Origin of the sequence: Primorskyibacter sp. S187A, from assembly GCF_049800955.1 — a bacterium.
Taxonomy (GTDB): Bacteria; Pseudomonadota; Alphaproteobacteria; order Rhodobacterales; family Rhodobacteraceae; genus JAKVBH01.
The window spans coordinates 1,647,360-1,659,739 of the sequence record NZ_JBNAGA010000001.1; the positions used below are offsets into that span (position 1 = coordinate 1,647,360).

11 protein-coding genes are annotated in these 12,380 nt (G+C 59.0%); 6 read left to right on the forward strand and 5 right to left on the reverse strand.

What is annotated here, in order from left to right:
• Positions 1 to 3: 3 nt before the first annotated feature.
• The 3 genes from ACP15S_RS08200 to pyrH all read right to left on the reverse strand — a co-directional run bounded on the left by ACP15S_RS08200 (position 4) and on the right by pyrH (position 2,167).
• The gene (locus ACP15S_RS08200; RefSeq protein ID WP_425039080.1) at positions 4 to 765 is read right to left on the reverse strand and encodes an isoprenyl transferase; all 762 of its coding nucleotides are present in this window, start codon (positions 763 to 765) and stop codon (positions 4 to 6) included.
• A complete protein-coding gene (gene frr, locus ACP15S_RS08205; protein ID WP_425039081.1) occupies positions 765 to 1,328 on the reverse strand; it encodes a ribosome recycling factor in 564 nt (187 codons plus the stop codon). Before frr ends, ACP15S_RS08200 begins: the two co-directional genes overlap by 1 nt.
• A 110-nt stretch (positions 1,329 to 1,438) precedes the next feature.
• Complete coding sequence (gene pyrH, locus ACP15S_RS08210) at positions 1,439 to 2,167, reverse strand: UMP kinase (protein ID WP_425039082.1); 729 nt, start codon at positions 2,165 to 2,167, stop codon at positions 1,439 to 1,441.
• Between the two features lie 94 nt (positions 2,168 to 2,261).
• On the opposite strand from pyrH, the gene miaA reads away from it, so the two are divergent.
• The 5 genes from miaA to ACP15S_RS08235 all read left to right on the forward strand — a co-directional run bounded on the left by miaA (position 2,262) and on the right by ACP15S_RS08235 (position 9,996).
• On the forward strand, positions 2,262 to 3,164 hold the full coding sequence (miaA, locus tag ACP15S_RS08215) for a tRNA (adenosine(37)-N6)-dimethylallyltransferase MiaA (protein WP_425039677.1): 903 nt from the start codon (positions 2,262 to 2,264) through the stop codon (positions 3,162 to 3,164).
• A gap of 283 nt (positions 3,165 to 3,447) precedes the next feature.
• Complete coding sequence (locus tag ACP15S_RS08220; protein WP_425039083.1) at positions 3,448 to 5,124, forward strand: ABC transporter substrate-binding protein; 1,677 nt, start codon at positions 3,448 to 3,450, stop codon at positions 5,122 to 5,124.
• A 117-nt stretch (positions 5,125 to 5,241) separates the two neighbouring features.
• Complete coding sequence (locus tag ACP15S_RS08225; RefSeq protein WP_425039084.1) at positions 5,242 to 6,327, forward strand: ABC transporter permease; 1,086 nt, start codon at positions 5,242 to 5,244, stop codon at positions 6,325 to 6,327.
• A 13-nt stretch (positions 6,328 to 6,340) separates the two neighbouring features.
• Complete coding sequence (locus ACP15S_RS08230; protein WP_425039085.1) at positions 6,341 to 7,780, forward strand: ABC transporter permease; 1,440 nt, start codon at positions 6,341 to 6,343, stop codon at positions 7,778 to 7,780.
• 128 nt (positions 7,781 to 7,908) lie between these two features.
• Positions 7,909 to 9,996, forward strand: coding sequence for a dipeptide ABC transporter ATP-binding protein (locus tag ACP15S_RS08235; protein ID WP_425039086.1), 2,088 nt, complete (start codon positions 7,909 to 7,911; stop codon positions 9,994 to 9,996).
• A gap of 49 nt (positions 9,997 to 10,045) precedes the next feature.
• Here the strand turns inward: ACP15S_RS08235 and ACP15S_RS08240 are convergent, their stop codons facing one another.
• Complete coding sequence (locus ACP15S_RS08240) at positions 10,046 to 10,948, reverse strand: hypothetical protein (protein WP_425039087.1); 903 nt, start codon at positions 10,946 to 10,948, stop codon at positions 10,046 to 10,048.
• Between the two features lie 90 nt (positions 10,949 to 11,038).
• Positions 11,039 to 11,632 (reverse strand): lytic transglycosylase domain-containing protein, encoded by a 594-nt coding sequence (locus tag ACP15S_RS08245; RefSeq protein ID WP_425039088.1) that lies wholly within the window; start codon positions 11,630 to 11,632, stop codon positions 11,039 to 11,041.
• A 150-nt stretch (positions 11,633 to 11,782) separates the two neighbouring features.
• Between ACP15S_RS08245 and ssb the strand changes: the two genes are divergently transcribed.
• The gene (ssb, locus tag ACP15S_RS08250) at positions 11,783 to 12,298 is read left to right on the forward strand and encodes a single-stranded DNA-binding protein (RefSeq protein ID WP_425039089.1); all 516 of its coding nucleotides are present in this window, start codon (positions 11,783 to 11,785) and stop codon (positions 12,296 to 12,298) included.
• Positions 12,299 to 12,380 lie beyond the last annotated feature (82 nt).

The window sequence follows — 12,380 nt, forward strand, 5'->3', positions numbered from 1 at the left end:
GGATCAGGCCTTCACACCGCCGAAGCGACGATCACGGGCGCCGTAGTTCTTCACCAACTCGGCAAAGACATCCCGGGTGAAGTCCGGCCACAGCGTGTCGATAAACTCATATTCCGCATAAGCCGATTGCCAGAGCAGAAAATTCGAAACGCGCGCTTCCCCGGAGGTCCGGATGACGAGGTCCGGATCGGGCAAAACATGTGTATCCAAATACTTTGGCAGCGTTTCTTCATCCACGGAATCGGGATCAAGTTTACCATCAGCCACGTCGCGCGCCAGACGCTTCGTCGCGCGGGCCACTTCGTCGCGCCCGCCGTAATTCAACGCAATCGTCAGGTTCGTCCCGGTGCAATCTGCCGTGAAGGCCTCGGCCTCATCCATCAGATCGCGCAGTTTCTTGTCGAGGCGCGGACGGTCGCCGATAAACCGCACCTGAACGTTTTCCGCCCGGAATGCCTCCATCTCCCTGCGGATGTACCGCCGAAAGAGCGACATGAGCCCCGCGACCTCGGTCTGCGTGCGCTTCCAGTTTTCAGTCGAAAAGGCGAAGATCGTCACATATTCAACGCCCAACTCCGGACAAGCTTCGACAACCTCGCGGACACGGCGCGCGCCCGCCTGGTGACCAAAAAGCCGGGGACGTTTGCGCATCTGCGCCCAGCGACCATTTCCGTCCATGATAATGGCCACGTGCCGCGGGCCTGACCCGTCTTTGCCCTTGGGTTTGGTGCCTGTGGCCTTGGCGGCGGCCCTGCGAACTGACATCAGACCTGCATGATCTCTTCTTGCTTCGTATTCAGCATGTCATCGACATTCTTGATGTAGGTGTCTGTCAGATCCTGCACTTCGCTTTCCCAGAACTTCTGATCATCCTCACCCAGACCGTCACTTTTGGCCTTCTTGATCTGATCCATCCCATCACGGCGCAGATTTCGGACGGCGACGCGCGCGTTCTCGGCATATTGCGCAGCCACCTTGGTCAGCTCACGCCGCCGTTCTTCGTTGAGTTCCGGAATGGGCAGCATGATGATCGTGCCGTTAAGTTGAGGATTGATCCCCAAGCCACTCTCACGAATAGCTTTTTCGACTTTGCCAACGAGCCCTTTGTCCCAGACATTGATGGTAACCATCCGCGGTTCCGGGACGTTGACCGTGCCAACCTGATTGATCGGCGTCGGCGCGCCATACGCATCGACCATGACAGGCTCCAGCATCGCAGCCGAGGCCCGACCCGTGCGCAGGGAGGCAAACTCGGTCCGCAAGTTCGCCAAAGCGCCGTCCATGCGCCGCGTCAGGTCATCCGTATCAAGCTCAAAGTCATCCGACATGCCAACCTCATTGATCTGTTTATTGCGCGATGTTGTGACATGACCCTGCCCAAACCGCAATGGCCCGCTCTGTAGCAGAGGTTGCTCAGGCAAGCGTCAAAAAAGGCGCGCTAGTCCTGAACGCGCGTATAGGTGCCCTCGCCCGCCAATATGCCTTTGAACCCGCCGGGTTCATCCAGCGAGAAGACGATGATCGGCAGATTATTATCCCGCGCAAGCGCAATGGCCGAGGCATCCATGACGCCCAGGTGCTTTTGCAAAACTTCGTCATAGGTGATGCTGTCGTAGCGCTTGGCATCAGGGTTTTTGACGGGATCCTTGTCGTAGACGCCATCGACCTTCGTACCTTTGAAGATGGCCTCACAGGCCATTTCGTTTGCACGCAAGGTCGCAGCGGTATCGGTCGTGAAATAAGGGTTGCCTGTGCCTGCGGCGAAGATACAGACGCGTTTTTTCTCCAGGTGGCGCACCGCGCGGCGGCGAATGTAGGGCTCACAGACCTGATCCATGGGAATAGCTGAGATGACCCGGGTATAAACACCCAGACCTTCGAGTGCCGATTGCATCGCCAACGCATTCATGACCGTGGCCAGCATACCCATGTAATCGGCCGTTGTGCGCTCCATCCCCTGCGCGGAGCCTTGCAGCCCCCGAAAGACATTGCCGCCCCCAATGACCATGCAAATCTCGACGCCCATATCATGGACCGTTTTGACCTCGCGCGCGATCCGCTCAACGGTCGGCGGATGCAGGCCAAAGCCCTGATCCCCCATCAATGCCTCACCAGAGATTTTCAGCATGACGCGTTTGAAGGTGGTTTGATCAGGCGTGTCGGACATTGTAGGGCTCCCATGGCGCGCAGGCATTCGTTCGACGCGCAAAATGAAGGAATTGTCGGGGCAGTTCAATGCGGGTTTCTGCGCAATCTCAAGAATGGGTCAAACGGGCGTGACGTCACCTTTCACAGACCTGTCACGGGAGCGCCCCGTGCTCATCTACGGGCCCACGGCAAGCGGGAAATCCGCCCTTGCGCTTGAGATCGCCGAGCGGTTGGGCGGCGTGATCGTGAATGCCGACGCCAGTCAGGTCTTCAGCAATTGGTCCGTGTTGACGGCGCGCCCGCCGGATGCGGATCTGCGCCGGGCTCCGCATCACTTGTATGGGCATAAACCCTTTGATGCGCCCTATTCCGTCGGGCATTGGCTGCGCGAGGTTGCCCCATTTCTGCAAGGCCCCGACCGACCGATCATCGTGGGGGGAACGGGGCTTTACCTGACGGCTCTGACGGAAGGGTTGGCTGAGATCCCCCCCACACCTACGGGTATCAGAGAACGCGCCGATGCCATTCGCCTGTCGGGCCAGTTGAGCGACATGATCGCCCAGCTGGACGCACCAACCCGGCAACGGATTGACCTGCAAAACCCCATGCGTGTCCAGAGAGCGTGGGAAGTACTTCAAACAACAGGCCGGGGCTTGGCCGACTGGCAAGACGACACGCCGCCCCCAGCGCTGTCGCTCGAGAGCTGCCATGCGATTTCCGTCGTGTCCGACACCGAATGGCTCAACAGGCGGATCGCCCTGAGATTTGACCAAATGCTGAAAACCGGTGCTCTCGAGGAGGCGCGCAGCAACCTGGCGCATTGGGATCCCACGCGTCTTTCGATGAAAGCCATCGGCGCGGCCGAGTTGATAGCTCACCTCAAAGGCGAGCTATCACTGGACGAAGCCCGGGAGCGCGCGACGATTGCAACGCGGCAATTTGCCAAACGCCAACGAACCTGGACCCGCGCTCGATTCCGTTCCTGGACCACTTGGCACGCAGATCAGACGGATTGACCCTCCAACTTTTCGCCACTCAAAGCGCTGTGAGAATAACGTAACGTCAGCCGTCTTCGCACGCAGATCTGATCCACCGGATCGCCGAGGTGTCGCATTTGTTATATTCATATGTCGCTTTTTGACCAAAAAATGCATAACAACCCGTTGACCTATGGGTGCAAACAATGCCGAATGGCGCACAGGGGAAGAGACGCTTGGGCGGTTGCGTGAAACGATGACCGGGAAGACCCTCACTCTTTCGGAAGATGACAAACGAAGACTGTGTCACAGGGAGTATATTATGACGCATCACGACACCTCGCTGACCCGGATCCATCCGGCGGCGAACATGTACGCAGACGAATGCAAATCCGGCGCGCTGAGCCGCCGTGAGTTTCTCGCGCGTACAACCGCACTTGGCGTAAGCGCCGCGGCCGCCTACGGCATGATTGGCCTGGCAAGCCCGGCACGCGCCGCGGGCCATGCCCAGAAGGGCGGCACGATCCGCATGCAGATGGAAGTCCGCGCGCCCAAAGACCCGCGCACGTATGACTGGACGCAGATGGCCTATGTCACGGCTGGCACGCTGGAATACCTGATCGAATACAACAGCGACGGTACGTTCCGTGGCATGTTGGTCGAGAGCTGGGAGGTCAATGACGACGCCACCGAATTCACGCTCAATGTCCGTCAGGGTGTGAAGTGGAACAATGGTGATGACTTCACGGCCGACGATGTTGCCCGTGTGATCACTGGCTGGTGCGACACAAGCGTTGAGGGCAACTCGATGGCCGCGCGCATGACATCGCTCGTCGATGATGCGACAGGTCAGGCCGCCGAAGGCGCGATCACAGCGGATGGGAGCAAGGTCATCCTGAAAACCAAAGCGCCTGACATCACGCTGATCCCCGGCATGGCGGATTATCCGGCTGCCGTGACGCATGCATCCTACGATGCCAACGCCGATATCACGCAAGACCTCATAGGCACCGGCCCGATGGTCGTTGAAAGCCATGAAGTGGGCGTGAAATCCGTTCTCGTGCGCGGCGATCACCCATGGTGGGGCGACGCAGCACTCGAAGGCGGCGGCTTTTTTGCAGACCGCATCGAATACATCGACTACGGCACGGACCCCTCTGCATGGGTTGCGGCGGCCGAAGCCGAAGAAGTCGACATGTTCTACGAAACCGTTGGTGACTTCGTGGACATCATGGATGCGATTGGCTGGGAAAAATCCGAAATCGCAACTGGCTCGACCATTGTTGTGCGCCCCAACCAGTTGGCCACAGATGCCGATGGCAATGTGATCTACGGCGACAAGCGCGCCCGTCAGGCGCTTGCCATGGCGGTTGACAATGCCGTGTGCAACGAGCTGGGCAACGCAGGCCGCGGTGTTCCGGCAGACAATTGCCACGTGGGCCCTGTGCACCCTGAGCATGATGCCAGCGTGACCCGCCTGCCCCATGATCCTGCGAAAGCCAAGGAGCTTTGGGACGCCGCCGGCATGACAGATGTCGAGATCGAGCTGCATTCGATTGACGACGACTGGCGCAAGAACACGACCGACGCTGTCGCAGCCCAGCTGCGCGACGCAGGCATCAACGTAAAGCGCACCATCCTGCCCGGGACCACGTTCTGGAACGACTGGACGAAATACGCCTTCTCCTCGACCAACTGGAACCACCGCCCGCTGGGCACGCAGGTTCTGGGTCTGGCGTATAAATCTGGTGAGGCGTGGAACGAATTTGGATGGTCCAATGCCGAGTTCGACGCGCTGCTGGCGGAAGCCAACGGCATCGCGGATGCAGAAAAGCGCCGCGAAGTCATGGGCAAGATGCAGGCCATCGTGATTGACGAAGGTGTGACGATCCAGCCCTACTGGCGCTCGCTCTATCGTCACAACAACGGGACGATTGGCGATGCGGACATGCACATCGCCTACCTGCCGCAAATCTACAAGTGGCACGTTAAAGGCTAAGCAAAATCAGGGGCCGCGCGAGATAGATCGCGCGGCCCTTTCATAAAACGCGCCCGAAAACGGGCCATGATCTGATGCGGTCACCTTGCCCGCAGCTTGCCACCAACAGGGGCTCACATGGGATTGTTCATTTTGCGCAGGCTGGGGGTCATGGTCCTCACTGCGCTCTGCCTGACTTACCTCGTCTTTTTCATGACGAACCTTTATCCGAACCTCGAAAAGCTCGCGAAAACGCAGGGCAATTTCCGAATGTCGGACGAAGCCGTCGCCTCATGGCTCGAAAAAGGCGGCTATCTGCAATCAACGCCAAAGAAATATGCCGAATGGGTTGGGCTGGTGCCCTCGTATCAGCACACGGCCGAGGATGGCACAGTCACGGGCCGCTGCATCGCGCCCGGGCAAGACCCGGCTGAGGCCCCCAGTTTCTGCGGCATTCTGCAAGGCTACTGGGGCTTTTCCACGGTGTTCAAGGACGAAGTCGGCACGATCATTGCAGAGCGCGGCAGTCAAACGGCCAAGCTGATGCTCTGGGTGCTGCTTGTCATGGTCCCCTCCGCGCTGATTGTGGGCATCCTCGCGGGCATGCGGGAGGGCTCACGGACGGACCGGACGCTCTCGACCTTTGCCATCACAACCACCGCGACGCCTGAGTATGTTTCCGGGGTTATCCTGATTGCGATCTTTGCGGCCTCGGCCTCGCCTCTCAACCAATGGCTCGCCGCCAATGACTGGATTGAAGGACGCACCCTGCTCAAGGGCACGGCGACCTCAGCCATGGAAAACGCGACCTTCGAGAATTTCTTTCTGCCGGTCATTACGATTGCGCTCTACGGCATGGGCTACATCGCCCGCATGACGCGCGCCTCAATGGCGGAAGTGATGACGGCGCAATACATCAGGACGGCACGGCTCAAGGGCGTGTCCTTCCCCAATATCGTCGTCAAACATGCGCTGCGCAATGCGCTCATCGCGCCCTTCACCGTCATCATGCTGCAAATCCCATGGCTGCTGAATGGCGTTGTGATCGTCGAGACGCTCTTCAACTTCAAAGGCTTCGGCTGGACGCTTGTTCAAGCGGCGGGCAACAACGACATCGAGCTGCTGCTTGGCGTCTCGGTTGTCTCGGTCGTGGTCGTGCTCATCACGCAGCTGATCTCGGATATCGGCTACGTCTATCTCAACCCGCGCATCAGCGTCAGCTAAGGGAGGTCTGATCATGGAACCACTTACCTGGACGGGAAGCCTCGCCTTTCTGAACATTCCGCTGAGCCTGGCCTGCCTTGGCCTGCTCGCGGTCTTCATCCTGACATTCTTCGTCAGCGCGCCTGCGGAGGGTCGCAACGTGCTGAACGCAGACGGATCTGTCTCTGCCGCAGGCCCTGGCCTCGGTGGCATCCTGAATGCAGCGCTGACGGTCCTGCTTGGGATCGTGTTGCTCCTGTTGGTCATATACGTGGCTGCAGGTGCGGCCATGGGGACAAGCGCAGGTATTCTGGGTGGCATTTCGCAGCAATTGGTCCCGGTGTGGGGCACGCTGATTGCGCTCTTCACGCTCTCGATCGTCTACAAGCGTAGACTGGGCCTCTACGGCAAGCTCTTTGACAGCACCGTGGGCATGATCGGCTTTGGCATCGTGATGTTCTGGGTCTTTGTCGGCATCTTCGGCGCGATGGATCTGATCGTCACCCATGACAGCCTCAGCCAGGTCTCCGGCATGAAAAACAAAGTTCCCGGGACGCCACTCAGGGGCGCCGAGGACGGCGAGTTTGCCTGGTATCTGCTGGGCGGCGACAATCTCGCACGTGACATCTTCAGTCGGGTCGTCAAAGGGGCCTGGGTTGTGGTGCAGATCGCACCTTTGGCGACGCTCTTTGCCTTCATGGTTGGCATCACATTAGGCCTGCCTGCGGGCTACTACGGCGGGTCGCTCGATGTCTTCCTGTCGTTTCTCGCCAACCTGATCCTCGCCTTCCCTGTGATCTTGCTGTTTTACCTGCTGGTCACACCGGAGATCGTTTTGACGGGCCTGCCGCAATATATGGCGGCGGTGCTGTTCTTCTTTCCGATCATCTTCGTGGGCGTGCTGATCCATTCGCGGTTTCGGACCCAGCCCTCGAAGAATATGATGTATCTGGCGATCGTGCTGATCCCGCTGGTGCTGCTCTACACCTCCGCGGTCGGCGCGCCCGACAGCAAGATCACCCTGCCGGGCATCATTGACTGGTTCGATATTGCGCCGGGCATTCTCGTGGTCTTTGTCTCTGTGGTCTTTGTGAACTCGCCCACCGTGTTTCGGATCGTGCGCGGGCTCGCGCTCGACATCAAGACACGCGACTACGTGGCCGCGGCGCAGACCCGGGGCGAGCGGCCTTGGTACATCATGCTTTGGGAGATCCTGCCCAATGCGCGCGGTCCATTGATCGTCGATTTCTGCCTACGGATTGGCTACACCACGATCCTTCTGGGAACTTTGGGCTTCTTTGGCCTTGGTCTGCCGCCCGAGAGCCCCGATTGGGGATCGACGATCAACGAAGGTCGCAAGCTTCTGTCGATATACATGCACCCCGCCCTGCCCCCGGCCTTCGCACTTCTAACCCTTGTTCTGGGTCTGAACCTGCTGGCCGATGGCTTGCGCGAAGAGAGCCTGAGAGATTGATCAAACGGGGACCTCGGGCGTCGTCCATTGTGCTTGAACCAATGGCGCACATGAACGACCCCCAGACCCCGGCGTATTTTTGGCCAGAAGAAACGCGGCATGCGTCATTTGGCTTGGGAGAGTAAAAGATGTCGAAACTGGATTATGACGGCCCTGTGCTCGAAATTGACAAGCTGTCGATTTCATTCTTCACGCGGCTCAGAGAGATACCTGCCGTCATGGATTTCTCCGTCGCTGTGCAACCGGGCGAAGCCGTGGGGCTCGTGGGCGAATCCGGATGTGGCAAATCCACCGTGGCGCTTGGCGTCATGCAGGATCTTGGCGTGAATGGCCGGATCGTGGGTGGGTCGATCAAGTTCAAGGGCCGCGATCTGTCGACAATGACCGATGACGAGCTGCGCGACATTCGCGGCTCGGAAATCGCCATGATCTACCAGGAGCCCATGGCCTCGCTGAACCCGGCCATGAAGATTGGCAAGCAGCTCATGGAGGTTCCCATCATTCACGAGGGAACATCCGAGAGTGACGCCTATGCGCGGGCGCTGGAAGTTGTCACGGATGTGAAGCTGCCGGACCCCAAACGGATCCTTGACAGCTACCCCCACCAGCTCTCCGGCGGTCAGCAACAGCGGATCGTGATTGCCATGGCGCTCATGTCGAAACCGTCGCTTTTGATCCTCGATGAGCCCACCACCGCGCTGGACGTCACGGTTGAGGCAGCGGTTGTTGAGCTCGTCAAAGACCTTGGCAAGAAATACGGCACCTCGATGCTCTTTATCTCGCACAACCTTGGCCTCGTGCTGGAAACCTGTGACAGGCTCTGCGTGATGTATTCTGGCGAAGCGGTTGAGCGCGGCTCGATCACGGATGTTTTCGATGAGATGCAGCACCCCTATACGCAGGCACTTTTCCGCTCGATCCCTCTGCCTGGGGCCGATAAATCGTCCCGCCCTCTGGTGGCGATCCCCGGCAACTTCCCTTTGCCCCATGAGCGGCCCAATGGCTGCAACTTTGGGCCGCGCTGCGATTACTTCGAGCCGGGCCGCTGCGATGCGCAAGACATCCCGATGTCTGATGTGCCCGGCAATGACCGCCACGCCACGCGCTGTCTGAAGTTTCAGGAGATCGATTGGGATGCGCCTATCGAAGTAGCCGACAAAAAGGAAAAGGCCGAGGTCGGTCAGGTTGTTCTCAAGATGGACAATCTCAAGAAATACTACGAAGTCGCAGCCAATGCGCTCTTTGGCGGTGGCGGCGAGAAGAAGGTCGTGAAGGCCAACGAGACGCTGTCCTTTGAGGCGCGCGAGAGCGAGACGCTGGCCATCGTGGGCGAATCCGGTTGCGGCAAATCAACCTTCGCCAAGGTGCTCATGGGATTGGAGACGGCGACGGAGGGCAAGATCATCCTCGACAACCGCGACATCGAATCCACCCCCATCGAGAACCGCGACACCAAGACCATCGCGGATGTTCAGATGGTCTTCCAGAACCCGTTTGATACGCTGAACCCGTCGATGACCGTGGGCCGTCAGATCATTCGCGCGTTGGAGATCTTCCAGATTGGCAAAACCGATGAAGACCGGCGCCAGCGCATGCTGGAACTGCTCGATCTGGTCAAACTGCCCCGCGCTTTTGCTGACCGCATGCCGCGTCAGCTCTCTGGCGGACAAAAGCAACGGGTGGGTATTGCGCGCGCCTTTGCGGGCGATGCGCGGATCGTCGTTGCCGACGAGCCGGTCTCCGCACTGGACGTGTCCGTTCAGGCTGCTGTGACGGACCTTCTGATGGACATTCAGCGCGAGCAAAAGACCACGCTGCTTTTCATCAGCCACGACCTGTCAATCGTGCGCTACCTCTCGGATCGCGTGATGGTGATGTATCTTGGCCATGTGGTCGAGCTTGGGACCACGGAGCAGGTCTTTGCACCGCCCTATCATCCCTACACCGAGGCGCTGCTCTCGGCGGTGCCCATCGCGGATACCTCGGTCAAGAAAAAACACATCGTGCTCGAAGGCGATATCCCATCTGCGATGAACCCGCCGCCCGGCTGCCCTTTCCAGACGCGATGCCGCTGGAAATCACAGGTTGCCGGAGGGCTTTGCGAGAAGGACGTGCCCCCGGTGCGCATCCTGGCCGAAGGTCACCAGATCAAGTGCCACTTGCCGGCAGAACAGCTCGATGAAATGGAGCCTGTGATCCAGATCGCGGCGGAGTAAGCTCACGCGCCTCCACCGCCACGCCTGCATTCCAACTGGCGCGTTGGATTTATCCGACGCGCTCAGTTGCAAGGCCGACCATCTTCTTGAGAAACTGAGCCTTGGCCACACCAACCAACACGCCAAAGGCAATGGCCAGCATAGGGTTGTCAATCACGTGCAGCGTGGAGATGGCTGCGTCGCCGCTGTTCTCTCCGCCGCCGAGCGAAATAACGATGATGCCGGTGACGAAGAGCAAGCAGGCGACAAAGCCCGTGATGATGTCAAACAACAGCGTGACAATCGGGCTGGAGAGCTCGCGTTCCAGCGCGAAATACATCTCCAGCGAGGTGATCTTTTCGCCATGGGCCATGCCGAAATAGATCAATCGCCCGACCAGCACGCCTGCAATCATGAAGAAGAACGGCGTTGTCTCCTCCGGGGTCCCCAGAAATCCGATGATGGACTTGCTGAGCGTGCTACCCGCTGTCCCGCCGAGGAACATGAAGCCCACCAGAACGGCCACCGTCATAAAGATGGGCCAGTTCAGCCGCCTGCGATGGGCAGGCTTCACACACCGCCGAAAGAACTCATGCCGGGTTTTTTCAACCTGCTGGATATGCGGTTCCAGATCGCCGTCATAGCCATCGTCCAAAGTGGCCGCGAAAGTGTCTGCCAGACGCTCCATCAATCGCTTGGTGCCGTCTTGATCCCGGAATTCATACATCTGGTTGAGAAGGCCCGTGATCTCCGCCACCAGCCAGGACTGATCGTCGGTCAGGCTATGCTCGGCCCGTGCCTCATAGGCCCATTCAAATTCGCTCTTTCGCACGAGTTTCAGCGGGCCCTTTGGCCCTTCCGCAACAGCGCCCGAGGCCTCTGAAACAGGGGCAACGGATTTCAGAGCCATGCCCGTCGCCCGCTTGGGCGCCATATTGGGTTTCATCGGTCCCGGATGTTTCGGATCCGCCATCTGATATCTCCCTCAAATTTGCCCGCAGGCCTATAAATCAATGGAGGGAGTGTCAGAGAGGCCCAAAGGCTCTGTCAATAGAGCGCTCGCTCAACTGCCCAGAATGATCCGGACGTAGTTGCGTGTTTCCTTGAAGGGCGGCACACCGCCGTGCTTCTTCACAGCGCCCGGCCCCGCATTGTACGCCGCCAGCGCCAGGCGCCAGCTCTTGAACGTGCGGTATTGCTCTTTGAGATATCGCGCCCCGCCATCGAGATTCTGCACAGGATCATGAGGATTGACGCGCAGATACTCCGCCGTCGCGGGCATCAACTGGGCCAGACCGATGGCCCCCTTGTGGCTGCGCGCCTTGGGATTGAAACCGCTCTCCTGCTTCACAAGCCTGAGAAACAGATCCTCCGGGATGCCGTGGCGCCGCGCGGCCTGGCGCGCAAGTTGCTCATATTCGCCGCGGTAGCGTCCATCATATTTCGGGATCGCTTTTTCATCGTTCCACTTGCTGGGCGTCACGACTTTGGGCGGCTGCAAGCGCACGGAATTGTTGTATTGCTGGGTCGCGCGGCGATCGAGAATCGAGGTTTGCGATTTGAAAAGTGACGATCTGTTTTTGGTCGAAATGGTTTCAGCCACGGCAGCACCCGTCGTCAGCCCAGCCAAACACAAGCCAATGATCACCAAACGCATCACTGCAATCCCTACCCAGTCTCGCGGCAATATAGGGAATTTATCGCGCTTGGCCAATGTCTAAGGTTAAGCTCTCTTTAACCTCGCGTGTGCTGCTGTATTCTGCGTCAAATCGCAAACGCGGATTCGCGACACACTTGAGGGGGCACCATGGCAGGATCAGTCAATAAAGTCATTCTTATCGGTAACTTGGGGCGCGATCCTGAAGTTCGGACTTTCCAGAACGGCGGGAAAGTCTGCAACTTGCGCATCGCCACATCCGAGACGTGGAAAGATCGCAACACCGGTGAGCGCAAGGAACGCACCGAGTGGCACACCGTCGCAATCTTCAACGAGAACCTCGCGCGCCTCGCGGAGCAATACCTGCGCAAAGGCTCCAAGGTCTATCTCGAAGGCAAGCTGGAAACCCGCAAATGGCAAGACCAATCCGGTCAGGATCGCTATTCCACGGAAGTTGTGCTGCGGCCCTATGCGGGCGAGATGACCTTCCTCGACGGTCGTGATGGCGGCGGCGGCGGTGGCGGCAGCTTTGGTGGAGGCGGTGGTGGTGGCCAGATGGGCTACGATCAGGGCGGTGACTATGGCGGAGGCTATTCCGGCGGTGGCGGCGGCGGCCAGTCTGCCCCACCTCCGGCGCGCGACATGGATGATGAAATTCCGTTCTGATCGGCTGCGTACAGCTGTGCAGAGAATTGAGGGCGTTGCGCGATCTGGCAGCGCCCTTTTTCTATCCGGCCTGTCGTGATGC

Coding starts and splice junctions, on each gene's coding strand:
- frr (WP_425039081.1), bottom strand. CDS start 1,328: ATGTCGGATGACTTTGAGCTTGATACGGATGACCTGACGCGGCGCATG.
- ACP15S_RS08225 (WP_425039084.1), top strand. CDS start 5,242: ATGGGATTGTTCATTTTGCGCAGGCTGGGGGTCATGGTCCTCACTGCG.
- miaA (WP_425039677.1), top strand. CDS start 2,262: ATGGGTCAAACGGGCGTGACGTCACCTTTCACAGACCTGTCACGGGAG.
- ACP15S_RS08235 (WP_425039086.1), top strand. CDS start 7,909: ATGTCGAAACTGGATTATGACGGCCCTGTGCTCGAAATTGACAAGCTG.
- ACP15S_RS08240 (WP_425039087.1), bottom strand. CDS start 10,948: ATGGCGGATCCGAAACATCCGGGACCGATGAAACCCAATATGGCGCCC.
- ACP15S_RS08230 (WP_425039085.1), top strand. CDS start 6,341: ATGGAACCACTTACCTGGACGGGAAGCCTCGCCTTTCTGAACATTCCG.
- ACP15S_RS08245 (WP_425039088.1), bottom strand. CDS start 11,632: ATGCGTTTGGTGATCATTGGCTTGTGTTTGGCTGGGCTGACGACGGGT.
- ssb (WP_425039089.1), top strand. CDS start 11,783: ATGGCAGGATCAGTCAATAAAGTCATTCTTATCGGTAACTTGGGGCGC.
- ACP15S_RS08200 (WP_425039080.1), bottom strand. CDS start 765: ATGTCAGTTCGCAGGGCCGCCGCCAAGGCCACAGGCACCAAACCCAAG.
- pyrH (WP_425039082.1), bottom strand. CDS start 2,167: ATGTCCGACACGCCTGATCAAACCACCTTCAAACGCGTCATGCTGAAA.
- ACP15S_RS08220 (WP_425039083.1), top strand. CDS start 3,448: ATGACGCATCACGACACCTCGCTGACCCGGATCCATCCGGCGGCGAAC.